This is a genomic window from Neobacillus sp. NPDC093182 (assembly GCF_044754045.1).
On sequence record NZ_JBIVOI010000002.1, the window covers coordinates 453,037 to 478,015 of the forward strand.

Annotated in this window: 22 protein-coding genes and 2 pseudogenes; 2 read left to right on the top strand and 22 right to left on the bottom strand. The window is 42.3% G+C overall.

Going from position 1 to position 24,979, the window contains the following annotated elements; all coding sequences use genetic code 11:
• Positions 1-54: 54 nt before the first annotated feature.
• Positions 55-987: a polyisoprenyl-teichoic acid--peptidoglycan teichoic acid transferase TagU gene (tagU, locus tag ACIQAA_RS06870; RefSeq protein ID WP_402616769.1), complete on the bottom strand. Its 933-nt coding sequence runs from the start codon at positions 985-987 to the stop codon at positions 55-57.
• A gap of 330 nt (positions 988-1,317) precedes the next feature.
• A complete protein-coding gene (locus ACIQAA_RS06875; protein ID WP_402617105.1) occupies positions 1,318-2,031 on the bottom strand; it encodes a CAP domain-containing protein in 714 nt (237 codons plus the stop codon).
• A gap of 389 nt (positions 2,032-2,420) precedes the next feature.
• On the opposite strand from ACIQAA_RS06875, the gene ACIQAA_RS06880 reads away from it, so the two are divergent.
• Positions 2,421-3,281 (top strand): AraC family transcriptional regulator, encoded by an 861-nt coding sequence (locus ACIQAA_RS06880; protein ID WP_402616772.1) that lies wholly within the window; start codon positions 2,421-2,423, stop codon positions 3,279-3,281.
• 56 nt (positions 3,282-3,337) lie between these two features.
• Here ACIQAA_RS06880 and ACIQAA_RS06885 read toward each other — a convergent pair whose 3' ends face one another.
• The 4 genes from ACIQAA_RS06885 to ACIQAA_RS06900 form a co-directional block, all read right to left on the bottom strand.
• Positions 3,338-4,615 carry an FtsW/RodA/SpoVE family cell cycle protein gene (locus ACIQAA_RS06885; RefSeq protein WP_402616775.1) on the bottom strand — a complete coding sequence of 426 codons (1,278 nt, stop codon included), beginning with the start codon at positions 4,613-4,615 and terminating at the stop codon, positions 3,338-3,340.
• Between the two features lie 7 nt (positions 4,616-4,622).
• Positions 4,623-5,030 carry a PadR family transcriptional regulator gene (locus tag ACIQAA_RS06890; RefSeq protein ID WP_402616778.1) on the bottom strand — a complete coding sequence of 136 codons (408 nt, stop codon included), beginning with the start codon at positions 5,028-5,030 and terminating at the stop codon, positions 4,623-4,625.
• A 2-nt stretch (positions 5,031-5,032) separates the two neighbouring features.
• Positions 5,033-5,557 carry a sigma-70 family RNA polymerase sigma factor gene (locus ACIQAA_RS06895; RefSeq protein ID WP_402617107.1) on the bottom strand — a complete coding sequence of 175 codons (525 nt, stop codon included), beginning with the start codon at positions 5,555-5,557 and terminating at the stop codon, positions 5,033-5,035.
• Positions 5,558-5,733: 176 nt separating this feature from the next.
• The gene (locus ACIQAA_RS06900; protein ID WP_402616781.1) at positions 5,734-6,234 is read right to left on the bottom strand and encodes a YbaK/EbsC family protein; all 501 of its coding nucleotides are present in this window, start codon (positions 6,232-6,234) and stop codon (positions 5,734-5,736) included.
• 355 nt (positions 6,235-6,589) lie between these two features.
• Between ACIQAA_RS06900 and ACIQAA_RS06905 the strand changes: the two genes are divergently transcribed.
• On the top strand, positions 6,590-6,823 hold the full coding sequence (locus tag ACIQAA_RS06905) for a hypothetical protein (RefSeq protein ID WP_402616783.1): 234 nt from the start codon (positions 6,590-6,592) through the stop codon (positions 6,821-6,823).
• A 187-nt stretch (positions 6,824-7,010) separates the two neighbouring features.
• Here the strand turns inward: ACIQAA_RS06905 and ACIQAA_RS06910 are convergent.
• From ACIQAA_RS06910 to ACIQAA_RS06985, 16 genes and pseudogenes are all read right to left on the bottom strand, one after another.
• A pseudogene (locus tag ACIQAA_RS06910) lies at positions 7,011-7,145 on the bottom strand (FMN-dependent NADH-azoreductase); the annotation flags it as partial.
• Positions 7,146-7,483: 338 nt separating this feature from the next.
• A pseudogene (locus tag ACIQAA_RS06915) lies at positions 7,484-7,830 on the bottom strand (zinc-binding dehydrogenase); the annotation flags it as partial.
• Between the two features lie 3 nt (positions 7,831-7,833).
• A complete protein-coding gene (gene acnA / locus ACIQAA_RS06920; RefSeq protein ID WP_402616786.1) occupies positions 7,834-10,476 on the bottom strand; it encodes an aconitate hydratase AcnA in 2,643 nt (880 codons plus the stop codon).
• Between the two features lie 24 nt (positions 10,477-10,500).
• Positions 10,501-11,442, bottom strand: coding sequence for a hydroxymethylglutaryl-CoA lyase (locus ACIQAA_RS06925; protein ID WP_402616788.1), 942 nt, complete (start codon positions 11,440-11,442; stop codon positions 10,501-10,503).
• Positions 11,443-11,456: 14 nt separating this feature from the next.
• Positions 11,457-12,668 (bottom strand): CaiB/BaiF CoA transferase family protein, encoded by a 1,212-nt coding sequence (locus tag ACIQAA_RS06930; protein WP_402616791.1) that lies wholly within the window; start codon positions 12,666-12,668, stop codon positions 11,457-11,459.
• A 127-nt stretch (positions 12,669-12,795) separates the two neighbouring features.
• Positions 12,796-13,980: an FAD-dependent monooxygenase gene (locus ACIQAA_RS06935; protein ID WP_402616794.1), complete on the bottom strand. Its 1,185-nt coding sequence runs from the start codon at positions 13,978-13,980 to the stop codon at positions 12,796-12,798.
• A 37-nt stretch (positions 13,981-14,017) separates the two neighbouring features.
• Complete coding sequence (locus tag ACIQAA_RS06940; protein WP_402616796.1) at positions 14,018-15,082, bottom strand: cupin domain-containing protein; 1,065 nt, start codon at positions 15,080-15,082, stop codon at positions 14,018-14,020.
• Between the two features lie 179 nt (positions 15,083-15,261).
• Positions 15,262-16,095, bottom strand: a complete 834-nt coding sequence (locus ACIQAA_RS06945; protein WP_402616798.1) for a fumarylacetoacetate hydrolase family protein — start codon at positions 16,093-16,095, stop codon at positions 15,262-15,264.
• Between the two features lie 34 nt (positions 16,096-16,129).
• On the bottom strand, positions 16,130-17,593 hold the full coding sequence (locus ACIQAA_RS06950; protein WP_402616799.1) for an MmgE/PrpD family protein: 1,464 nt from the start codon (positions 17,591-17,593) through the stop codon (positions 16,130-16,132).
• Entirely contained in the window at positions 17,559-18,365 is an 807-nt protein-coding gene (locus ACIQAA_RS06955; protein ID WP_402616802.1) for an enoyl-CoA hydratase/isomerase family protein, read from the bottom strand. Before ACIQAA_RS06955 ends, ACIQAA_RS06950 begins: the two co-directional genes overlap by 35 nt.
• Before the next feature lie 29 nt (positions 18,366-18,394).
• Entirely contained in the window at positions 18,395-19,555 is a 1,161-nt protein-coding gene (locus ACIQAA_RS06960; protein WP_402616805.1) for an acyl-CoA dehydrogenase family protein, read from the bottom strand.
• Positions 19,556-19,597: 42 nt separating this feature from the next.
• Entirely contained in the window at positions 19,598-20,566 is a 969-nt protein-coding gene (locus tag ACIQAA_RS06965; RefSeq protein ID WP_402616808.1) for a hydroxymethylglutaryl-CoA lyase, read from the bottom strand.
• A 9-nt stretch (positions 20,567-20,575) separates the two neighbouring features.
• The gene (locus ACIQAA_RS06970; protein WP_402616811.1) at positions 20,576-21,769 is read right to left on the bottom strand and encodes a CaiB/BaiF CoA transferase family protein; all 1,194 of its coding nucleotides are present in this window, start codon (positions 21,767-21,769) and stop codon (positions 20,576-20,578) included.
• A gap of 25 nt (positions 21,770-21,794) precedes the next feature.
• Positions 21,795-22,766, bottom strand: coding sequence for an electron transfer flavoprotein subunit alpha/FixB family protein (locus ACIQAA_RS06975; protein WP_402616814.1), 972 nt, complete (start codon positions 22,764-22,766; stop codon positions 21,795-21,797).
• 39 nt (positions 22,767-22,805) lie between these two features.
• Positions 22,806-23,573 (bottom strand): electron transfer flavoprotein subunit beta/FixA family protein, encoded by a 768-nt coding sequence (locus ACIQAA_RS06980; protein WP_402616817.1) that lies wholly within the window; start codon positions 23,571-23,573, stop codon positions 22,806-22,808.
• A 170-nt stretch (positions 23,574-23,743) separates the two neighbouring features.
• Positions 23,744-24,925, bottom strand: a complete 1,182-nt coding sequence (locus ACIQAA_RS06985; protein WP_402616820.1) for an MFS transporter — start codon at positions 24,923-24,925, stop codon at positions 23,744-23,746.
• Positions 24,926-24,979: the final 54 nt, after the last annotated feature.

A 24,979-nucleotide genomic window follows, 5' to 3' on the forward strand; every position in this document is an offset into this window, starting at 1 on the left:
AGAACTGGCTATGATAATCGCCAGTCCTTTAATCGGAATTTTAAGCTAATAAAATCAGCTATCAGTATTCATTTCTAATTGAGCTTTCAGTTCATCCTGAATGCGCTTTTGTTCTGCTAGAGTTACCATTCCATAATAGATATTTTCAATCATTTTTCCTTCTGATTGTATGGTCAGCTGTTCGATGTTTTTTCCAGCTTCTTTATAATTCTTTTGGATGTTAATCATTTCTTCGAAGGTAAGATTCGTTTTGACATTGCTGCCAATTGCTTGAAAGATATCCGGGGCTTTCGATAAGCTTGAGATGCTCGCACCCTCTTTGATTACTGCTTGAATCACTTGGCGCTGGCGTTCTTGGCGGCCAAAGTCGCCATTCGGATCATCGTATCTCATTCTGATGAAAGCTAATGCTTCCTCACCATTCAGATGAATCTTACCTGCAGGAAAACTATTTTCTTCTACTTTAAAAGCAAGATCATTCTCGACATTAATCCCGCCCACTGTATCAATAATATCCTTAAAGCCTTCCATATTAATTTTCACGTAATAATCTATCGGAATATCAAGGAATTCCTCCACCGTATTTACCGCCATTGGAACTCCGCCAAATGCGTAAGCATGGTTAATCTTATCTTCTTTCCCCTTACCGACAATCTCTGTCATCGTATCTCTTGGAATACTTAGCATTTTTACAGAATTATTGTTTGGGTTTACTGTTAACACAATCATCGTGTCAGAACGTCCGCTATCTCCTTCACGCTCATCAACACCAAGCATTAAAACAGAAAATGGTTCTTTCCTCTCTAAGGCTTCAGGCTGCTTCTTCTTACTTTGTTTGTCTTCGAGAGGTTCATGCATAGTTGCTACTGCCTTATTAAATGAATGATAGACTGTAAACCCATAAATGCCACCAGCAATAAGTAGAATAAATAATAACAAGCCTATTATATTTCGCCAGTTAAGCCTCCGCCTTTTCCTCGTTCTCATTTCATGGTCTCCTAACCAAAATCAGCATTTTAAAACTAGGTTACCAAAGGGTTGTGTCAAAGGAATTACAGGTACATGTCGATTTATTGTTTTTTACTTTACATTTTTACTAGTTTATCGACATAATTTGGAGGAAATATTGTTAATCAAATGTTTAATTAAAGTCAGCTTAGCCCCTTTAGTAAACCAACTTTATTTATTTCCTAGAAAATTTTTTGTCGATTAGTGATTTTCATTTCTTTCTAAAAGTCTACAAACACTGCAAAATAAATAAAAGATTGCACTAAAAAAGCCCGGGGAAAATTTATCCCCAAGCTATTTTTATTTGATTTATTTGCCGATAAACTCTTGAGTCCAATAATTGCCTTGTGCGACATACCCAACACCAATATAGTTAAAGTTCGGGCTAAGGATGTTCTTGCGGTGCCCTTCACTATTCATCCAAGCTTTGACCACTTCTTCAGGAGTTCGCTGACCCATGGCAATATTTTCACCTGCATATCGATACGAGATTCCGTATTTTTTCATCATATCAAAAGGAGAACCGTATGTTGGGCTTGTATGGCTAAAGTAGCCATTTGCAGACATATCACGTGATTTTTCACGTGCCATTTTGCTTAGTGTTAAATCTACTTTAAAGGCAGGTAAGCCATTCTTTGCACGCTCTTGATTGGTAAGGTCGACCACTTTTTGCTCATAAGCATTTAAAGCACTTGCCGTTTGTGTGGTTGTAGTTGGTTGTGTTGTTGTCACAGGCTGTTGCTGCTGATCAGGTTGTGGAGTCGTTGATTGAGCAGGCTGCTGTGTTTGTGCTGGTTGTGTTGGTTGTGTTTGGACTGGCTGCTCAACAGAAAATTTATATCCAAAACTAGCAAGGTATTTTTCTATTACACTATTAATTTCATTCAGATTTGATCCATGATATACATAGACCTTCTCCTGAACAACAGGAGTATAACTAGCAGCCTCTGCTTTATTTAATGCTGGATTTGCCATTACGACTGCAGCCGCAGCAGCTATGGTTAAAAGAGCCTTTTTCTTAATCATTAATTACTCCTCCTACATTTGCTGTTTTTAACAAATTCATCGTAACATACGATTTTTGTCATATTTAAGGGAGGATTTTACAGGTATAAAACTACCATACTTATTTATTGCTCCAAATCCTTATTTATCCATTAAAATGCAAGCGTTTAAGAATATTTACTCCTTATTCACTTTTATTCCATTTTCAGGAAGCGTAACCGGTATTTATATAAAAATAGAGGGTTGACAACCTTCTAAAAAAAGAATGTTTTTAACAAATATTTCAGAAAAGTATCATTACTAACAGAAATATTAATCAATAAAAAATACTATCTGTTAAAATAGAGCAGAAAATGACAGGATTAAGAACGTAGCCGTTGTTACTATGTACATAGGGAGTGAGCGATATGGGATGGGTAGAATCATTACAGAAAGCAATCGATTATATGGAAGATCATTTACTTGATGATCTTCCAATTGAAAGTATAGCGAAACAAGCAAATGTGTCGGAGTTTCACTTTCAACGTATTTTTTCAGTACTAACAGACATAACTGTTGGTGAATATCTCCGGCGCAGACGTCTAACACTTGCTGCACAAGAACTTTCAACTACTGACAGCAGGATTCTTGATGTTGCCTTAAAATATGGCTACGACACTCCCGAATCTTTTGCAAAAGCTTTCCGCAGACAGCATGGGTTCACACCAAGTCAGGCACGTAATTACACAGGAAAGCTGAAATCTTACAACCGCATGTCTATTCAGGTAAATTTGAAAGGAGCCGAACCTATGAATTACAAAATCATGGAAAAAGAGAGTTTTAAAGTTGTCGGGGTAAAGCGCGAGTTTTCATGCGAAAATGGAGAGAATTTAGCTGGGATACCTAAAATGTGGGATGATGTCCATGTTGATGGAACAAATGATATATTATTTCAATTAAATAATGGTCAAATTAAAGGTGTCCTAGGGGTATGTGTCGATAAACGCGCAGCTGGTTCTCCATTAATGGATTACTGGATTGGTACAGATCATAAGGGAGACACACCTGAAGGTCTTTTGGAACTTGAGATTCCTGCTTCAAAGTGGGGAATATTTGAAGTACACGGAGCTATGCCGGATGCTATGCAGAATACTTGGAAACAAATTATCTCGGAATGGTTTCCATCTAGCCATTATCAGCATGCGGGAACCCCAGATTTAGAAGTCTACTCAAATGGAAATCCATCCAGTTCTGATTATTATTCTGAAATTTGGATTCCACTGAAATAAGGTCAATTACAAAAGAAGACCCTGATAACTGGCCGTTATCAGGGTCTTCTTTTTCATTAGTTTGTAAATACCATATCTTTACGGCGGTAAACACTTAACACTGCGCCTATTAATACTGCATTAAGTATTGTAGGCATTACTCCATAACTAATGAATGGTAAGGACATTGTCGTCATAGGGAAGAACCCAAGTACCATTCCAATATTGCTTACCAACTGAACGCCGTAAAGTGCCACACCTCCTATCAAAAGAAGTTTCCCATAAGAATCCTTTATTTTTGGCTGGATGGCGATCATTCTTGCTGCAAAAAGCAAGAGAATCACAATCAGCAAAGCTCCAAAAAGCCAGCCGTAGTAATAGGTAAAGCTTACAAAAACAAAATTTGTATGCGCTTCTGGAATAAAGTTTTTTGGTGTAGGCTGACCAAACCAGCCGAATAATCCAGCGCTGGCCATCAGTTCTTGAATTTTAAGAATCATGAATCCTGCACTGTCTGCATACTTTTCTGGCTCAAATAACACTAGCAGTCTTACAATTTGATAAGGCTTAATAAATTGCCAAGCTACAATGCCTAATATTATTAGTAAACTAATTGTACCACCCGTAATGATCAATTTTACCTTCTTGCTAAACTTACTCCACCATAGCATAACGAATACCATCACAACATACAGATAGACCGTCGGAATACTCGCCGCTGCTAGAAATAGAAGGATTGGGCTAAGTAACAATAAAAAAAATTGCCAAATTCTTAATTTTTCATTGTTGAAAAACGAAGCCCAGGCAAGATAGAAGAACGGTAAGGCCATCAGACTTTCGATAGTAACAGGTCCAAGCTTAAGCAGCGGCACCCCATTTATCATTGTATTAGAGAATAACACTAGGCTAAACAACAGCAAATTCCCCACCGTATAAAATACCCATCCTCGTTTTTTCCATTTTCGGTAATCTGCCAGCATTAATCCCACTGTCGCAGTAATCCCAAGCAGGACAATAAGAATTTTATAGATTAAAAAGTGGATGCTTTCCATGTAACCCAGAGATATCATTGGCAAGAAACTAAGCCCTAAAGTCGTCGTTAGCAGGATTACCAGCCACCAATCAACCTTTGGACGGTGAAGCTTGTTCATCTGGATACCTAATTTTGTAGGGCTTCCCATTTGTTCGACTGCTTTTTCTTCCGCCTCACTTTCTGGTAATCCTTTCTCCATCCAGATCCTTTTTGCTTCCTTTAGATGATAATTCAATTCATTTGCTACGTATGCCTTTGCTTCCTTTGATCGGATTTGGTTAGTGACCTCATTTAAGAAAATTTGTTTTTTATTATTCGACATAAACTAGTCACCCCTCTAGCAATTCCTTAAATACAAATCTTCTTTTTGTTTGCTTTTGTTCTGCCTTGTTTAACAATTTCCTGCCTTTATCCTTTAACCAATAATATTTAGCTCCTGAATCATCCCAGTTGGTTTGGATGCATCCAGACTGCTCTAACCGATGTAACACGGTATACAAAAAACCTTCGTTGTTTTCAAATTTCAGAATCCCCCGTCCCCGAAGAAGCCCTGTTAATTCATGTCCTGTTTTTTCTTGAACAAGAAGCTGCAAGACTGCAAGTAAGATATCCTCATCGCTTTCTTCCTGTTGATTTATTTTTCTGCGTATTGCCTTTTGATGGTCCTCTGAAAAAGTTAAGTCAGCAAATGTTCTCTTATCCATTACTTTCTTCAAATTCTTTAAACGATCCTCCACGCTTATTCCTCCAATCGTTCCTTGAGAAGTTCTTTAGCTCGTCTTAGTCTGGTTTTAACGGTATTTACGCCTGTTTCTGTTACGGCAGCGATTTCCTTGATTGGCAAATCTTCGTAGTAAAAAAGGTATATCACTTCCCGATATATAATCGGGAGTGTCATAATCGCAGCTATTAATTCATCATCTTCTTCTCTTTGGATGACAGTCTGCTCGACCAGTTCCTTATTCGTACCGTGGATTGGTATTTCTTCACCTGCTGTAACCACATTCTTTTGATACCAGCTTCTGTGAAAATCCTTGCAATGATTAATGGCAATCCGCCACAACCAGGTTCTCAATTTTGCTTTTCCGCTATATGTATGGAGGTTTTTATAGCATTTAACAAAGATGTCTTGAGTTAAATCCTCCGCAATCGCTATATTATTTACGTAGGAATACGCCAGCTGCAGAATCTCTTGTCCATACTGATTCATAATTTCATCAATGATGAGTTCTTTATCTTCTATGGCCGTTCCCTCGATTATCATTTCTTCCACCACTTTCACTCTCCTTCCTATACTTAGACGATGTCACCTGTTAGGAAGTTTTTAAAATCTTTCTTCTTCCAAAAAAAGAAGCCTAGAATAAGTTAACCTTATCCTAAAGCTTCTTTGTTTCATTTACTAGGTTGGACGAACGCAAGCGAAACATATTAATTTGTTTTTTAACCAACCTTCTCTACATGCTCAGACTCTTCCCAACCTTTACAAACATCCACCCATTCCTTAGCATATGAATAGCGATAAATCTCTTCATTCGTTAGTTCAATCGCTGAATTGGTGCTGCCACAGGCTGGGAAAAGAATCTCGAACCTTTTCATGGAGACATCTAAGTAAACATCTAGTTCATCTTTTAATCCGAATGGGCAAACTCCACCGATTGCATGGCCGGTCTGCTCCAGCACTTCTTCCGGAGTCAGCATTCTGGCCTTGAACCCAAAGGTATGGCGAAATTTTTTGTTATCAATTTTCACATCTCCGGCAGCGACAATCAAAAGGGCTTTTTCACCTTCTCCTCTAAATGATAAAGTTTTTGCAATGCGGGCCGGAATAACTCCAATTGTTTCGGCTGCTAAATCCACTGTTGCACTTGATGTGTCAAATTCCATTACATCTTGTTCTCTGTCCCATTGCCTGAAATGGGCTTTTACACTTTCGATTGACATCCTGTCCATCCTTTCCTACTATTTATTATGGAAAATAATAACACACTTTAGTTAGGAAAAGCGAAAAGAGGCTCATGGTCCAATCAAACCTAATAGTCTCCGTTTTGTTAAGCTTGACAAAATGTACACTTTTAATAAAGTTATAATTGATATGCAGAATATCTACATCATTTTCTGCATATCAATTGTTGTGTGGAATAGCCGATTCCTGGCAGCATAATGCATGTGAAAGAAGGTAGTTTATTTTGATTCAAAGACAAATCCACAGTTCACTAAAAGTATTACTCGTTTCAAATCTAGAAGAATCAAAACAATATTATAGGGAATTCTTGGATGCGAGGTAACTGAATGGTGGGTGATTCGTGATGGTTTCTCTGGATTAGGGATTAAATTACTTCAAGCTAATTCTCCTGAAGATGTTAGACCAAATAAGACCGCAAGAGGATATACTCAAACTGCCCCAGATGTTTATTGTTATGTAGAGAACTGGACTGCACTCGATGAACTCTATGCAGAATTTAAAGAAAAGGGTGCTAGAATAATCATCGAACCCTGGATTGATGGGGCTGCGGTCCGTGGAAAGAATTAGCCATTGTGGACCCTGATCACTATTGCATTGCGTTTGGTGGAACCAATAAAGTCAATTAGTATGTTTAATCAAACGTTTGATTAATTTTTTTACTCAGCAGCCAATTAAAACACGTTAAAAAAAGGAGCTTGAAAACCAAGCTCCTTTTTTAAATCGTCAATAATTAAACAGCTACTGGTGATAATTTCTATGCTGCTTCTTTTACTTTTTCTAAACCTTCAGCAATAATCTGTTCTGCTTGTGCCGGCATTGCAGCGTGACCTTCGATAATGACTTCGTCTACGATTTCCATACCGAATACGCCGCCAACTACGTTTTTAACTTCCTTAGTAACGGAATTGGCTGAAATTTACCCTCAGGCTTATAAAGGAATTAATAGGATTAAAAGAGGCTGGAGCCAATAGTCATAGACATGTGGCCCAGCCTCTTGATTTAAATATTCCACGACTTGTACTTGATGGTATTGAAGTTAGTCGGATCATTAGTTGGGACTCGTAAAGATTTAGATTAACCTTTTTAATATTTACTAAGTAAATCGCACCAACGTTGGTTGAAACAGAAAAAATATTTTACACTAGCAGTTACACTTGTGCTGTTTAAAATCAAAGAGAGACGTGAATATGCAATTATTTAAAGTCCAATGTACCACTGCCAATCCGTATTTAAATCCATAGTTTCTGATGATAAACCTACTACGACTACCTTACCATAAGCACGTACTGCATTAACTGCTGAGTTAAATGCTAATTTAGAAACTGCTGCGACTACTGCAGCATAGGCTCCACCAACTTGTTCTTGAATAATTTTATCAACTTCCCCTTGTGTAATAGGGTTGATTGTTATATCTGCACCTAATTCTTTGGCTAGTACTAACTTATCATCATTAATATCTACTGCTAAAACTTTAGCATTGAACACATGTTTAGCAAATTGGATAGCAAGTTTCCTAATCCACCACAACCATAAACTACAATCCATTGACCAGCTTTAATCTCAGAAACTTTGATATTCTAAACTTCTAATCTCTCTACCCATTGGTCTAGGATATTTTGAAAAACACCCTTTTTCAAATATAGCTTAATCTCCATGCGGGTATCCAAACGCAACACTGTCTGGAACGCGGTCCTTGAGCCATCCGGTTTAATGGCTTCGACCCTCACCTTTTGAAGCGGACTGAGCGGCTCGTTCAACCCTATGATAGAATAGGTCTCTAGGCCGTTCAGATTCATCGATTCATAGTTTTCGCCAGGCATAAATTGAAGGGGCACAATCCCCATCATGGCCAGGTTACTGCGGTGGATGCGTTCAAAACTTTCCGCTATGACTGCCTTAACGCCGAGCAGATAAGTGCCTTTAGCAGCCCAATCCCTTGCACTCCCCATCCCATAGTCTTTACCGGCTAAGATGATCAGCGGCGTATTTTCCTGTTGGTAAATCATGGAGGCAGAATAGACATCCATTTCTTCCCCGCTCGGTACATAGAGGGTGAAACCGCCTGTTTTCTCTACTAGTTTATTCTTTAGCCTCGGATGGGCAAAAGTCCCCCTGACAAGTACCTCGTGATTTCCTCGTCTCGAACCGTAAGAATTGAAGTCGGCGGGTTCGACGTCATGCTGAAGAAGGTATTGTCCGGCAGTACTCTCATAAGGAATGTGGCCGACCGGCGAAATATGGTCTGTTGTAACGGAATCACCAAGCATTAACAAAACTCTGGCTAGGGGAATATCTCCTGGCTGGTATTCTTTGATCTCTGCTTTGAAGAAAGGAGATGCTTTAAAGTACGTGGACCGATCATCCCACCTAAAAATCGGATGATCATCATATTCTAGATCCTGCCATCTATCGTCGCCTTTAAACACATTTTCGTAGGCTTCGAGAAATACATCGGATGAAATCGTGGAATCTATCAAGCTAGTAATTTCCTCGGAACTCGGCCAAATATCCTTCAAATAGACCTCTTTGCCCGATGCAGATCGACCCAGCGGTTCGGACTCCAAATCAATATCTATGGTGCCTGCGATAGCAAAGGCGATGACTAAAGGAGGAGAGGCCAAATAGTTAGCTTTGACTAAGGCGTGAATGCGTCCTTCAAAATTACGGTTTCCGCTTAATACGGCAGCTACCGTCAAATCATGCTCCTGAATCGCATTTTCTACTTTTTCATCCAGTTTGCCGCTGTTGCCAACACATACTGCACATCCGTAACCAGCATGATAAAATCCCAGCTTTTCCAAATATGGCAGCAACCCTGCTTTTTGCAAATACGCTGTTACCGCCTTCGAACCAGGTGCCAAAGAAGTCTGAATGGTTTTTGGTACGGTTAAGCCTTTCTCCACCGCCTTCTTGGCCAAAAGACCTGCACCTATCATATTGAAGGGGTTTGATGTATTCGTACAGCTTGTGATGGCTGCAATCACGATGGATCCATCTTTTAATGGTGTGCTCCTGATATTTATAGTGTTATCCTCGTTAGGAGAAAGGGATTTGGGAAACGATTGTCTCACCGCGCGAAGCGGCATTCTGTCTTGCGGACGCCTCGGGCCAGAAACACTCGCTTCCACCGACTGTAAATCAAACATCAAAAGGTCGGAATAAGCTTTTCTATTCCTACTGGAATCGGATATATGGAACAGTCCTTGTTCTTTACAATATCGCTCCACAAGATCGACTTCCTCATCCTGTTTGCCCGTCATACGCAAAAATTTCAACGTCTCTTCATCAACCGGAAAGAAGCCGCAGGTTGCCCCGTATTCTGGTGCCATATTTGATATGGTCGCCCGATCGGGGAGGGAAAGACGCTTTAAGCTAGGACCAAAGAATTCAACAAATTTACCCACGACATTGTGCTTTCTTAGAAGCTGAGTTATCGTTAAGGCAACATCCGTCGCTGTAACTCCCTCATTTAATTGCCCAGTAATTTCGACTCCCACCACTTCAGGTACTGGTATACTGACAGGTATACCCAGCATGGCTGCTTCCGCTTCGATTCCTCCAACCCCCCAGCCCAGCACACCTAATGCATTCACCATTGTGGTATGGGAATCCGTCCCAATTACCATTTCGGGATTGGCCATTCTCTCATGATTCTGATTTGATAATTGTACAATTTTAGTCAAACATTCCAAATTTACTTGATGAATGATTCCGTTCGCTGGCGGTACGACGCGAATGTCAGTAAATGATTGCTGAGCCCATTTTAAAAACTTGTATCTTTCCTGATTTCGTTCATATTCTATATGAAGATTTTTTGAGAAGGCAGATGCCGATCCAAAGTAATCAACTTGGACCGAATGGTCGATAACCAAATCAACGGGAATAACGGGATTTACGTGATTTGGATCGATTCCTTCCTCCATCAATCGTTGACGAAGCGACACCAAGTCAACTAAAGCTGGCACACCCGATGCATCCTGCATAATGACTCGTGTGGGCACAAGCGGGATTTCAACCGATTCATTGGAGCTTCTTGAAGCCACACGGATCAAATCCTGTTCTGTAAGCCCGATTCTGCTTTGATTTCGCATGAGCGATTCAAGCAGAATCCTCGTTGTATATGGCAAGTTATCCACATTCACAAAGCCACTTTGTCCCAACAACTGCAGACTGTAAATGGTAACCGATCCATTGGCAGTACTTAACTTTTGCTGATACACTCGTAATCCTCCATTTCTCCCTAACTATAACTCCACTTTTTGCTGAGTCATTGGACTTGCGGATAAGTCCGAACATTTGCCTGCTTTCAGTACAAAACTGTCTACATATTGAGGAAGACTCTGCTGAATATCCTTGGCAGCCTCCAATACGCCATTTAATGAAACTCCGGTATGAATCCCCATTTCCTCAAATCCATGAATCAAATCCTCAGACGCTATATTGCCGCTCGCTCCGGGTGCATAAGGACAGCCTCCCAATCCGCCAGCAGAGCCGTCAAAATGTACAATGCCTTCCTCCCATCCGGCCACGGCATTGGCAAATGCCATACCTCTCGTATTATGAAGATGAAGGGAAAAAGTGAAGTCTGGAAATCTCCTCATTAATTCACGAACATTGTTTTTAATTCGCAGTGGATTTGCCATACCTGTTGTATCTGCCAGTGAAACTTCCTTAATTCCTAAGGAACGATATCGTTCACAGATCATCACGAGACGTTCAACCGGAATTTCACCTTCATAAGGGCATCCAAACGCAACAGAAATCGATCCCGACACCTTCATGCCACTTTTTTCTGCGAGTTCGACTAACGGTACAAACTTCTGAAAAGCCTCTTCCGTCTTGCAGTTTGCATTGCTTATGCTATGAGAATCGGAAGCAGACAACATCAGCTTCACCTTATCTACGCCAACTGCTATGGCTCTTTCTAATCCGCGGGTATTTGGAACCAAGGCCCGCAGCTTCACCTGTTCCGAGCGTTTAATTCTTTTCAACACTTCATCTGCATCCTTCAATTGCGGGATTGCTTTGGGATGCACAAAAGAAGTAACCTCAATCTGTTTATAGCCGCAATCCATTAGTTGATTAATAATTCTGACTTTCTCTTCCGTTGGAATCCATTCACTAACGCTTTGAAATCCGTCCCTTGGACAAACCTCAGTAATGAATACCTCTCTATTACTCGCCAAATTCGAACACTCCTTTATATCACTTTTTTCTCTATTAAACTAGCAATGGTTTCCTCGTCCAGCTCCAAGAGATTTTTTAGTATTTCATCATTATGCTCGCCTAAATCCGGAGCAATTTGCCTGATGGAACCTGGTGTTTCAGAAAATTTTGGAACAATCCCAGGGATTTTGACTTTACCCAGACGCGGATGTTCAACCTCAACAATATTTTCTCTCGCCTGATACTGAGGATCTTCATAAATATCTTTGATACTGTAGATTTGACTCATCGGTACACCGCATTCGTCTAGGAGATGCTGCAGTTCATCCTTTGTTTTCGTTTTCACCCAATCAGACACTATCCCATTGACTTCATCAAATCGCATCAATCGGACTGAATTGGTATGATAGCGTTCATCCGTCAGCATATCTTCTCGATTCATGGCTTTTGCCAAACGTTCAAAGGTCTTGTCGGAGCTCGTAACCAAAATAATCCACTGTCCGTCCTTAGTGAGGAAATTTCCTGCAGGTGCTGAGTGACCGCTCAAACCTGGTGATCTCTCCTTAATGTTGCCAGTTTGATCATAATCTGTTATCAAAAATTCCATCATTCTGAACATAGATTCATATAAGCTGACATCCACGTACTGACCTGTTCCTTCATCTTGACAATCCCTGTGATACAAGGCTGTAACCGCTGCAAAAGCGACATAAATTCCCGTTACATAATCGGCTAAGGAAAAAGAAGGGCTAATCGGCGGTCGATCAGGGTATCCATGCAGATATGTAAAACCGCTGAAGGCTGTGGCGGGTGTACCGAACCCTGCTTTGTGTGAATAAGGTCCGGTCTGTCCATAGCCAGTTACCCTGATCATGACTAAATCAGGATTGTATTTCTTCAGCTCTTCATAGCCAATCCCCCATTTTTCCAGTGTACCGGTTCGGAAGTTTTCAATGACCATATCCGATTTGCTAACCAGCTTCCGCAGAATTTCCTTCCCCTCTTCCTGTCGCAAATCCAACGTAATTGATTTCTTGTTCCGAGACATGCCCGGCCATCTTAATCCTTCCCCTTTATAATAGGGGCCAAGATTCCGCAATGGATCGCCGACCTCTGGCATCTCAATTTTTATAACTTCTGCCCCAAAATCACCAAGAAGTGCGGCACCATAGGGGGCAGCAATAACCGTTGACAGATCAAGAATGCGGATACCCTCTAAGGGACCTCTCGATTTAATAGATTTCATGTAATCACGCCCTTGAATTTATATAATCAAATCATTTTATTAAGAAGTATACTTAAAGGCTATATCCTAGAATGTATAAAGGAATATAGCCTTTGAAATAGTTGAGTTAGAACCTGCCTGCTTAATTTTAAACAGTGGTAAGCACTCTCTCTTTGTATAACCAATCTAAATATTTGTAATCGTCTGCTGAACGGTTCAGCATGATTGTATTACGAAGAAGTCTTGTAACCGAATCTTCTGCATGCTTGATTTCTCCCCAAGTCCTTGCCCCACGCTGTACCTCCGCCGTTCTAGGAATACGTTCTTGTTGATATTCGTCCAACGCTTTCGCTGTATTTGAGCCGTTCGCACGTATTTTTTCCGTTAAACAAACTGCATCTTCAAGTGCTTGACAAGCCCCTTGTGCAAGATATTGCAGCATCGCATGAGCACTATCTCCCAGCAGTGTAACGCGATTGGTTGACCACTTTTCCAACGGTTCGATATCAAACAGCTTTGTGATCAAACCGCGATCTGCAAACTTCAGGGATTCTTTAATGGTCGAACAGCTATCTGCAAACATCTGATGGAGTTCCTCCGCTGTTCCCCAATCATCGGAGTCCTTATTATATTTATAGCTTTTGAACACAGCTACCTGATTAATTACACTCTTATGACGTACTGGATATTGTACTAGATGAATACCAGGTCCGATCCACGTTAATTTCTCGTCCCAATCGATATCAATCGTCATTTCTGTCATCGGAACGGTAAAGCGATATGCCACATACTGAGAGATAATTGGCTCTGCTTGACTTACTAATTTACGTGTCATCGAACGGATACCGTCAGCACCGATTACTGTTTCCGCTAGCAGTACCGCTCCGTTTTCACAACGTAATTCTACATAATCGGCGAATTCTTTAACGGATTCCAATTTATGATTGGTTAAGAATGAAACATTATCTAGAGATTGGCAAGCCTTCAGTAAGACACTATGCAAATCGGAACGATGGATAACAATGTATGGATACCCGAAGCGCTCACGGAATGATTCTCCAAATTGAACAGCCGACAGCTCCTTGCCGCTTAACGCGTCCATGAACACATGACGGCGAGGAAACACCGCCAACTTATTGACTTCTTCTAGGACTCCCAAAGCATCCAACGCCCGCAGGCCATTTGGACCTACCTGTAAACCTGCACCCACCTCACCAAACTGTGGCGCCTGCTCAAGCAGTGTTACTTTTTTTCCTAATTTAGCTATACCGTAAGCAGCGGCTAAACCGCCAATTCCCCCGCCTACAACGATAACCTCTTTAACTTCTCCCACATAATCACCCCTTCTAGTAAATTGGTTAATTATTCTTTTAATCTATTGCTATAACATCTGAGTGTTCAGTCTCAAAAACGGATAAGATTTCCTGATAACCGCCATTTTCTGTATAAGCTTCTTCTCTTTCAAAGCCAAAAGGCTCCAAAATCGGCAGATCATTCGTAGAGAATAAAAATGCCTCTTCTGTTTCCGATGTATTCACGTGCTCATGCCATGTCCAGGCCGGCAGTGCGAAGAAGTCGCCCGCTTCCCAATCAAAACGAACACCGTTCATTACCGTATACCCGCGTCCCTTGTGTACATGATAAACCGAGCTGTGCATATGGCGATGCGCTTTTCCCTTATATTGAATCGGCAGTTTCTGCATTCTGGCGCCGATCCTTCCATTTGCGTCTTTGCCGGTGGAAGGATTGATATATTCCACTGCGAACCCGTCGAATAGATCAGGAACAAATTCACTTTGTCCATCTAGTGCTTGTTTCGTTAAATCCCATGTGTACCGTCCGATCGGTGCAGGTGATGGCTTACGATCCGAAATCGGCCGTACCATCCCGCCTGCATAGCGCTTTGTGCCGTAATCATCAGGAAACTCAACCGGCTGCTGCTCCTGCGGATACAGTTCAAAGAAGGAACTTGTCAATGCCGAAGTGAAAGGGATATCTAAACAGTCCATCCACAACACCGTTTCGTTTCCTTCATTTACATGATCGTGCCAGCACCACTCCGGCGTAATGACGTAGTCCCCCGGTTCGAAATGATATTTCACACCGTTCACAATACCGGAAGCGCCCTGACCTTCCATAATAAACCGCAGCGCTGAAGTCATATGCCTGTGAGATGGGGCAATTTCCCCAGGATTAAGAGCTTGAACGGCAGCATACAGCGTTTGCGTTGCCCCGCCCCATCCGTGTGGCTCCAAATTCTTCATACCAGGATTGATTAAATATACAGCTCGCCGATCAATGGATCCAGTACCTACCTCGAGCAGCTCCTTTGCTTTGTCCAACGCTTTGAGAATCTGATTCTTTTTCCACAAATAGGGGATCGCTCGCGGCTTTGGCTGTGATGAGCTAAATACGGACGCCCATAAGGGCCCCATATTCTGATCCTTCAGCTCCTCGTAGAATTCCAGCAATTCTGGTGTCCATTGTTGATTTGATTTATGTTCCGACATATTACTTCCCCACTTTCGTAATTAACGTACAGTAACAATAAAGTCAATTAGGCAGTATCAAACTCGTCTAATGATTTACTTAACCTCTTATCAAAATAAACTGATCAAATGCCCGGTTTATAGTCAACCTCTACAGAAAATTCACCGATTCTTTCAATGTGAATCCGTACGGTATCGCCTTTTGAAATTGGAGCCACTCCTTCTGGTGTTCCAGTCGTGACAATATCCCCCGGTAGCAGCGTCATTACACTGGAAGCCGCCTCAAAAAATTTATAGCAATCGTAAATGAGATCACTTGTGTTGGCTGATTGTCGGATTTCATCGTTTACCCACAAGTTCATCTGCAGTTGATTCGGGTTTTCCACTTCGTCACCCGTCACAATCCATGGACCGATTGGAGTAAAGGTGTCGAAGGATTTACGCCATGGTCGATCTTCCTTACCACGGACCGTAATGTCCATTAAGGCAAGGTATCCGAAGATGTACTTAGACGCATCCTCCGCCTTTACATCCTTGGCCTCCTTACCCACTACGAAGGCAATTTCCGCTTCATGATCTACTCTCCGGTCTCTGAACGGCAGCAGGACCGTTTGATCAGGTCCAATAATTGAAGAAGGCGATTTGAGGAAAAAGCCAAGACCGTCCACCGTTAAAGCGGTGTTCATCTCTTGTTTGTGCAGGATATAATTAATAGGAGCTGCTACGATTTTGCTCGGATTTGGCACAGGGGCACGAAGCGACACATCCGATACTTGATAAACAGGACAAGACCCCAGGCCTTCTTCAATTTTAGGTTTCAAAGCCTCAAATTCTTTCATCAGCTTGACTAGGGAAGCTTGCGGCTCCTCGTTGTTCCAATCTGTTAATTCAGTAATATCGGTCACGCTGCTGCCATCAACAACACCTAAGCGATTTTCATTGAACAATGCAATTTTCATTATGATACTCCTTCCATTTGATTCCTTAATTGAATCAAACCATCTGTTTTTGATTAAAATCATTCAATTGGTTGTGTATCTCGTTTATCCAATCACTAAAGCATGTGAATGTATCGATTCGCAAACCTTGATCATACAGCTCATGAGCGATGTTCTCTATACGGCTATGTTGAAGTGAAGACTGAGCATAGTGGCTCAGGCAGCTGATCCACTTCTCTCGATGCTCTGCTTCACTCAGTGGTTTTTCTTTGGAGCCTGGTGCGTGTTGCACCTTTTTTTCATACACTTGTCCATTCGTTGTTTTTATTCTTATTTCTACCGCTAATCTTCGATTAAGCCGCTTGTCTTCCTCAGATTCCTGCAATTCCAACACCTTGACCGCAGGAATTAGCTTCTGAATGTCTGCACGGAGCACTTGATTGTCTTCAAAGCTGCTCAGCCTCACATGTCCGTCGGCTATGGCCGCCAATACGGTATATTCCGCACTGAACTTTCCTTGTAATCCAGTTACAGGTCGAGAATGAACTAAAGGCAAGAGACTTCTCGGCTGAGCTTGCAGCACAATTTCATCTATATCCTCTAAGCTCAACTGATGCTCGTCTTTAAGCTCTAGTGCTCCTTGTATAAAGCGGTGTGTACCAAAGCAGCAAGGGAACTTTTTGACGGATAATCCTTCTAGCATATCGAATGGCTCTCCGAAAGTGATGGAATCCATCCCCTTTTGCAGCTCCTCTTCGTCCGCCCCGCCGCTAAATGCCATGAAAAAACCGCGTTTTCCAAAGATATCCTTATTCCCTGTGAAGCCTTGATTAGCTAAGATGGCTGCCTGAATGCCGTGTGATGCTGCCAATCCAACATGCAGCGATTTGGTCATAGAGCCGAAATTCTTCTGCAGCCCTCCGGTCATCGATGCAGCAATGGCAATGGCATGGGAGCATTGATCTTCAGTGAGATGAAGCAAATAGGAAGCAGCAGCAGCAGCTCCAATCGTGCCCAATGTATCGGTTGCATGCCAGCCGAGATTATAATGCCGTATTCCCATCACTTGCCCAATTCGGATCATGACCTCCGTTCCGATACTATAGGCTGTAATGACTTCCTTACCCGAGCTTTTCAGCTTTTCGGCAAGAGGCGTTATCGCAGACAGAATCGGAGCGCTGGGATGGATGACGACACCAACAGAAGCATCGTCATAATCCAACACATGGGAAGCGGTTCCATTAATGATGGCTGCTTTATCACAATCCACCTTCACTGGCTCCCCCCAAAGAGAGGAGACACCACCCAGCCCGCTTTCCTGGGAGACATATACCTTTTTAGCCTTTTCTACGGCAGGTTCATTCCACCCGGCTATTGCCACCCCAAGGGTATCAATGATTGCCTGCTTGGCTAATTCCACCATTTCCTCTAGAAGCTTCTCATAGGATATATCTGTAATAAAGGCGGTGAGCCTTGACATCAAGTTATTGATTTTTCCATCTTGGTTTACGCTTTTCATTGAAAGCTGCCACTCCCTCTAACCGGTCTTGTGATGTTACCAACTGGTTGTAAGCGGCAATATCCAAAGCGTAAGCAGTTTGGTAATCCGTGTCAGATCCTTTATTAATCGAGACCTTTGCCGCTCGAACTGCCATCGGGGCGGTTTCTGCTATTTTTTCCGCTAATTCCAGTGCGGTTTCCAGAGCTTTTCCTTTTGAAACGACGCGGTTAACCAAACCCCATTCGTATGCTAATGCCGCATCAATTTTACGGCCTGTATAGATAAGCTCCTTAGCTCGTCGTACGCCAATCGCTCTGGCTAAATTTTGCAGGCCTCCGCCGCCAGGCAGAATCCCTCTTAATGCTTCTGACAAGCCGAAAACAGCTGTTTCTGAAGCAATAATAAAATCAGTTGACAGCGCCAATTCACAGCCGCCGGCAAGGGCATAGCCTTCCACGGCAGCGATAACAGGTACCGGAAAATCCCGTGTTAACAGAACTAAATCCTCAATGATATGATGCTGTCGTTTCCAAGTACCGTCGCTCATTCCGTTGCGTTCCTTTAAATCGCCTCCGGTACTAAACGCTCTATCCCCTGCACCGGTGATGACAACGCATCTTAAATCTTCGTTATAGGCCTCTTCGCGGAACAGCCTTAGCCTTTCCTCGAGCATTTGAGTATTCATCGCATTCATTACTTCAGGCCGGTTGAGCGTAACAACCAGAATTTCGTTGTTTTCTCCTTTATATTCAACCTTCAACATTTCGTAGGATTCTTTCACTATAGTCACACCAATCGCCCTCCTTTCTTGAATCTCTCTTAATATGATCTTGGCATTTTCAACACGTGCTGGCCTACATAACTTAAAATCAGATTTGAAGAGATAGGAGCGATCTTCATCATTCTTGCTTGCATCCACTTGCGGTTAATGTGATACTCATTTGCTGCAGCATAGCCGCCATGCGTTTGCATACACGCTTCAGCCGCATGATAAGCAGCCTCAGAACACAGGTACTTCGCCATATTTGCTTCTGCACCAGCTGGCAGATTGTTATCGAATTTAGTTGTTGCTTTATACATAAGCGCCTCCGCAGCTTGAAGCTCCATATACGCCTGTGCAATCGGGAACTGTATGCCTTGGTTTTGACCAATTGGACGGTTAAATACAACACGCTCGTTCGCATACTTGACTGCCTGGTCAATAAACCACTTACCATTACCAAGCGCGGAACCGGATACAAGAATCCTTTCAGCAACCATTCCGTCCATCACGCAGTAAAGTCCTCTTCCTTCTTCACCGATCAAACAATCTTCTGACACTTCAAGGTCGTTAAAGAACAATTGATTCGTGTCTCCGCCTAGCATCGTCGAGATTTTAGTTGATTCAATGCCGTTTCCAACGTCACGGGTGTCAATTAGGAATAAGCTGATGCCATGTGTTCTCTTTTCTACTTTGTCAAGCGGGGTTGTACGAGCAAGAAGCAGCATCAAATCTGTGTTGTTGAAGCGGGAGATGAAGATTTTTTGTCCGTTAATAATGTAACGGTCGCCCTTCTTCACAGCAGATGTTTTAATTTTTGTCGTGTCCGTACCAGCATCCGGCTCCGTTACAGCGAAGGTTTGCAGCCTCAAGGAACCGTTTGCAATTTGCGGCAAGTATTTGCGCTTTTGCTCCTCACTGCCGTGTCTCAGAAGCGCACCCATCGTATACATTTGTGCATGAACTTGGTTGGAGTTTCCGCCAGATCGGTTGACTTCTTCTAAGATAATGGCTCCCTCTGTAAAACCTAACCCTGAACCGCCGTACTCTTCCGGGATAAGTGCCCCTAACCAGCCCGCGTCACTCATCGCTTTTACAAATTCTGTCGGATAGGTACCTTCCTCATGGGATTGTCTCCAATAATCTAAATCGAACCGTGAACAAACATCTCTCACGCCAGCGCGAATATCATTCTGTAAGTCAGTAAATTCAAAATCCATCTTATATTCCTCCATCATCTACGATTATTTATTTCTATTAATTTATGATCCTTGTACCTGCATCCACGAATGCGGCCTGATTCCAGAGAGGACTCCGCCTTTAGACAGATGCCCAGGGAGCTCACGACCTACCATCTCTTCAGCCATCTTGGCGCATTCGACCAAGGATTCCAAGTTAAGTCCTGTATCGATGCCCATTTGTTCGCATAGAAACGCGACATCCTCTGTAGAGATATTCCCTGGTGCCCCTTTCACTTCAGCAAATGGACATCCTCCGAGTCCTGCAACCGCCGTATCGAATTCCCACAGACCTTCATAAAGCGCCGAGTAAACGTTTGCGAGACCCAGTCCGCGTGTATCATGCAGATGCAAGTGTATATTAAGTTCCGGCCATTTATCTTGAATGGCACGAACTGTTCGCTTAATCTGTTCCGGGTTGGCCCAGCCCATTGTATCGGCTAGTTTGACCTTGTGAATCTTTTCTCCATAGCTTTCTGCTAAGGAAATAACCTTTCCCATGATATCCAGTAAATGGTCTAAGTAAATATAGCCTTCAAAGTTGCAGCCAAAGGAAGCCATGAATCCCATCTGTTTCACCTTAATGCCTGCATTCTTATAGGCCTCAATCCATTCTGGCAGTGTTTCGAACATTTCACTCGTCGATTTATTCATATTCCGCTTTGAAAAGGCATTACTAGCAGATAGGACAAGACTTCCATCCATTGTTACGTTGTTGACCAGCGCCCGCTCAAGCCCTTTTAAATTCAGATATGCCGCCCGATAAGCGACCCCTGGCACTCTATCAATCTTTGCTAATACCATTTCTGCATCTGACATCTGCGGTACCCATTTCGGACTAACAAAGGAAGTAACCTCAATGTGTTTGAGTCCAGTCTGGCTCAGTGAGTTAATGAAGCTAATTTTATCTTCGGTTAGAATCTTACTTGGTTCCGATTGAAAGCCTTCCCTTGGCCCTACCTCATACAATTCAACGTGTCGGGGTAATGTCATGGCTGCCTCCTAACCAACAATGCTCTTACTCTTGAGCTGCTCCAATAATTCTTTTGAATAATTTAATGAGTTAAGAATTTCATCCGTATGCTCCCCTAGCAGTGGAGGTAACGATTGAAGATTGCCTCGTTCTTCATTGATACGGAATGGAAGATCGACCATTCGGAAATCAGAAACTCTAAAATCTTCAACTGGTTTAATCATTGAGAGCGCATTCACTTGTTCATCACGGAGCACCCGATCCAATGTATTGATTGGACAACTTGGTACATTGTATTCCGCCATTAAGTTGACGAGGTCGTCCACTTCATATCCCAGGGTGCATTCTTCTATAATTCGATGAAGCTCTTTACGGTTTTGGACCCTGGTTGAATTGGATTCAAATCGAGGATCCTCGACTAGCTCTGGCATTTGAAGCGCCGCACATAAATTTTTAAACAGTCGATTGTTTCCAGCTGCGATAATAGCCCATTGATCCCCTTTGGTTTTAAAAGCTTCATAAGGTGCTGTCGTGGCCATTCCCGTTCCCATCTTCTTCGGAAGATTTCCGGATGCCATATACGTGGAAAGTTGTAATGTGACCCATGCAATTCCCGTTTCTAACAGACTGTTTGCTACTTTGCAGCCTTTACCGGTTTCGTTGCGCTGGTGAAGGGCACTTAGTATACCAATTAGAGACCACATACCTGTTGCCATATCCACAATGGATACACCGACGCGAGCTGGGTCGTCACCCGCATTTCCTGTCAAACTCATAATGCCGCTGTATGCTTGAATAAGTGGGTCGTAGCCCGGCTTGTTTTTCATTTTCCCTTTATCTCCGAACGCACTAATAGCCGCATATATTAAAGAAGGATTGATTTCGGATAAATGCTCATAACCGAGTCCGCGAGATTCCTCACTTCCAGGCTTTAAGCTATGGATAAAGATGTCTGCAGTCTCGCATAATTGTTGGACTATTTTCTGCCCCTCTGGATGATTAAGATCGACGCAAAGGCTTTTCTTATTACGATTTAATGCCAGAAAGGTGGAAGATTCCCCTCCCCATAATGGTGGATGCCAATGCCTCGTATCATCTCCATGTCCCGGTCGTTCAATCTTGATAACTGTCGCTCCTAAATCGCCTAACATTTGTGAACAAAATGGGCCCGCAACGTTTTGCGTCACATCAATAACTGTAAGACCCGATAGAATATTAGCCATGTTCGTTTCCCCTTTCTCTTTTGTTTTATACTGGAACTTTCTTGAACTCTTCAGTCAACATTGGAACCACTTCAAATAAGTCTCCTACAATTCCATAATCAGCCACTTGGAAAATCGGCGCTTCCGGATCCTTATTGATTGCTACGATAATTTTGGAATTAGACATCCCTGCCAAGTGCTGAACCGCACCGGAAATGCCGCATGCAATATATAAATCGGGTGTTACCACTTTCCCGGTCTGACCTACTTGCATTGAGTAATCACAGTATCCTGCATCACAAGCTGCGCGGGATGCACCAACAGCAGCTCCCAGTGCTTTTGCTAATTCATTAATCGGGTTGAATCCTTCTGCGCTCTTTACACCCCGGCCGCCCGAAACAATAATTTTAGCCTCTGTTAAATCAATGGTGCCTGCTGTCTTTCTTACAACATCTTTAATGACCGTGCGAATATCCTTTATGGTCGCTTTATATTCAATCGTGTCTGCTGTACGACCCGCATCAGGTTTCCCTTTGGCGATATTATTAGAACGAATAGTAGCAAAAATGATTCCGTCAGTTATTTTTTTCTTTTGGAACGCTTTCCCTGCGTAAATCGGGCGAACAAAAATCACTTCATCTTCATTTACTTCTATATCAGTACAATCAGATACTAATCCAAGTCCCAGACGTGCAGCTACCCTTGGTGCCAAATCACGACCTACAGCTGTATGACCAAGCAGTACGGCGTCCGGGTTTACGTTTTGAAATACTTCTGTGAACGCTTGCGAGAATGCATCCGTTGAATAAGCATTCAATTCCTCGTTGTTAACCAGGTAGACTTGATCTGCTCCATATTGAGCCAGCTGCCCCGCATCTCCGTTGTCCCCTTGGCCAAATAATACCGCAGTCACTTTCCCGCCAGCCGCTATTTTTTGGGCAGCGGCAAGTGCTTCAAACGATACATTTCTCAAACTGCCATTTCGTTTTTCTGCAACAACTAACACATCTTTACTCATTGATGCCTTTCCCCCTTAAATGTTATTATCCCGATATGATTACACGACTTTTGCTTCAAAGCGCAGCACTTCTACGAGCTTAGAGACCTGTAATGGCAGTTCCCCTTGTAGAATTTTCCCGGCCGTTTTTTGCTGCGGTAAATATTGTTCCAATACTACTGTCTTCGAAAGAATCTCTTTAATGTTTAAACCTAGCTCTGCGGCAGTAAGCCGTTCGATTGGTTTTTTCTTTGCCTTCATGATTCCTGGAAGTGAAGGGTATCGCGGTTCATTTAAGCCCTGCTGTGCAGTGACCAGTACAGGCATGCTCGCTTCAATGATTTCGATATCGCCTTCCACATCTTTTTCCACTTTTACCTTGCTGCCATCCACTTCCATATTCGTAATGGTAGAAATATGCGCGATCCCCAGCTCTTCGGCTAATCGTGGTCCAACCTGAGCAGCTCCATCATCAACCGCCATATATCCCCCTAAAATCAAATCATAACTATCTCTTTTCGCAACAGCAGCCAGTACTTTGGAAATCATATATTCATCACCGAAAACAGATTCATCATCCACGATGACCGCCTTATCAGCTCCCATTGCTAAAGCCGAACGAAGTGCAGCTTCAGCACGTGACGGGCCTACAGTCACAACCGTTACTTCTCCACCGTGTTTTTCCTTGATGGCCACCGCCTCTTCGACAGCGTATTCATCATAAGGATTAATGACGAATTTGACTCCGTTTTCGCTTACTTTTCCGTTGGTGAGTACAATAATCTCTTCTGTGTCAAATGTTTGCTTGAGCAGCACCAAAATTTTCATGTGATCCTCCTAAAAGTAAAATTTTCATTTTTTATTTCGTGAAATTATTTTTGAATAATCTGTATATTTTAAATTTAGCACAGGAATAAACATATTACTAATATCTATAAAATAGACTTCCCATATGATTTAAATATGGTATTTAAGGTATAATTTCGTTGTTGATTCAACTACAAATGTTGTTTCTGATTCTTAGTCTTATCCACTTGCAAAGGCAAAGGGCGTGTTATATAACCAAAGACCGTAAGAACAAGCCCGCTACCCCAAAAAATAGCGGAAACCCCAAGCAAACCGCCTAGTCCTCCAAAGATGAACGGAATGGCAAATTGGGAGACGCGATTAATCATCATTTGAACTCCTAATACTTGTCCATGACGATCGGGTAAGGATCCTTCCAGCAGCGCAGCAGTGCTAAGAGGCTGTGCTAGACCTAAACCAGCTCCTAAAATACCAACCAACACAAAAAGCACTACTATCCAAGAGGAAAAAGGAGTGACAAGATAAATGATACCAGTAACGAAAAGAGACCCTGTAAGGATTCTCATGCGGCCAAAAGAGCGAACGAGAGACGTTTGGGTAAACCGAATAACGAGCATGGTCAGACCGCAGAATGAGAGGAGAATCCCTGTCATTGTTGGACTAATACCCATATTGTCGGCAAGCAAAGGAAAGTACACGCTAAACAGCTCTCTATAGGAAAAGATCAATCCTCCAATTAGAATCGCATTCCTTAAATCACGGTTTCGCATGAGGGTCCAAATTGATTCTCTGCTCTCCAAATTTTTTTGTTGGTTCTCAACCGTTTTTTGCATATTCTCTTCGTTTAAATTCCTCATACCCATCTCGCTGAACAATGCGATAGCAATGATTAACATATTAAAAAAGATACAAATATGGTACCCGTAGTGATCATACAGAAAGGAACTAATAATGGGGCCAATCATTGCGCCAACTGATCCAAACAGACTATAGTTAGCCACCGTCCGATCGATGTCGCCTCCTAAGTTACCAATTCTCTTCTGCAAGGCAAGCATTAGGCAGGTAGAAGCAATACCAACCATCGCAAGCTGGATTAAAAAAATGAAAAAAGATGGAAATATGACACTTACTAATAACGAAATTAAATACATAACGTTCCCTATGATCACCATGGGACGTGTTCCTATATGATCAATCCATTTGCCAATATGTAAAGCCAATAAGGCCGGGCAGATAGCAGAACTAGCAATAATCATGCTGATTTCTTGAGGGGAAAGCCCCAAAGAGTAGGCATATAAAGAAACAACAGGCTTGATCCCTGTAATTGTTGTGATAAGGATGGTATTCATCAGAATAATAATGTAATAATTCAATTGATTCACCGCCAAGAAAGAAGTACAATGCTAAAAGGAATGGAAAATAAAAAG

Bases quoted from the DNA above. Each gene is read 5' to 3' on its own strand.
- ACIQAA_RS06940 (WP_402616796.1), bottom strand. From the start codon at position 15,082: ATGGGGCCCTTATGGGCGTCCGTATTTAGCTCATCACAGCCAAAGCCG.
- ACIQAA_RS06900 (WP_402616781.1), bottom strand. From the start codon at position 6,234: ATGTCAATCGAAAGTGTAAAAGCCCATTTCAGGCAATGGGACAGAGAA.
- tagU (WP_402616769.1), bottom strand. From the start codon at position 987: ATGAGAACGAGGAAAAGGCGGAGGCTTAACTGGCGAAATATAATAGGC.
- ACIQAA_RS06930 (WP_402616791.1), bottom strand. From the start codon at position 12,668: ATGAAATCTATTAAATCGAGAGGTCCCTTAGAGGGTATCCGCATTCTT.
- ACIQAA_RS06950 (WP_402616799.1), bottom strand. From the start codon at position 17,593: ATGAAAAGCGTAAACCAAGATGGAAAAATCAATAACTTGATGTCAAGG.
- ACIQAA_RS06975 (WP_402616814.1), bottom strand. From the start codon at position 22,766: ATGAGTAAAGATGTGTTAGTTGTTGCAGAAAAACGAAATGGCAGTTTG.
- ACIQAA_RS06880 (WP_402616772.1), top strand. From the start codon at position 2,421: ATGGGATGGGTAGAATCATTACAGAAAGCAATCGATTATATGGAAGAT.
- ACIQAA_RS06965 (WP_402616808.1), bottom strand. From the start codon at position 20,566: ATGACATTACCCCGACACGTTGAATTGTATGAGGTAGGGCCAAGGGAA.
- ACIQAA_RS06970 (WP_402616811.1), bottom strand. From the start codon at position 21,769: ATGGCTAATATTCTATCGGGTCTTACAGTTATTGATGTGACGCAAAAC.
- ACIQAA_RS06960 (WP_402616805.1), bottom strand. From the start codon at position 19,555: ATGGATTTTGAATTTACTGACTTACAGAATGATATTCGCGCTGGCGTG.
- ACIQAA_RS06895 (WP_402617107.1), bottom strand. From the start codon at position 5,557: ATGATAATCGAGGGAACGGCCATAGAAGATAAAGAACTCATCATTGAT.
- ACIQAA_RS06885 (WP_402616775.1), bottom strand. From the start codon at position 4,615: ATGTCGAATAATAAAAAACAAATTTTCTTAAATGAGGTCACTAACCAA.
- ACIQAA_RS06980 (WP_402616817.1), bottom strand. From the start codon at position 23,573: ATGAAAATTTTGGTGCTGCTCAAGCAAACATTTGACACAGAAGAGATT.
- ACIQAA_RS06945 (WP_402616798.1), bottom strand. From the start codon at position 16,095: ATGAAAATTGCATTGTTCAATGAAAATCGCTTAGGTGTTGTTGATGGC.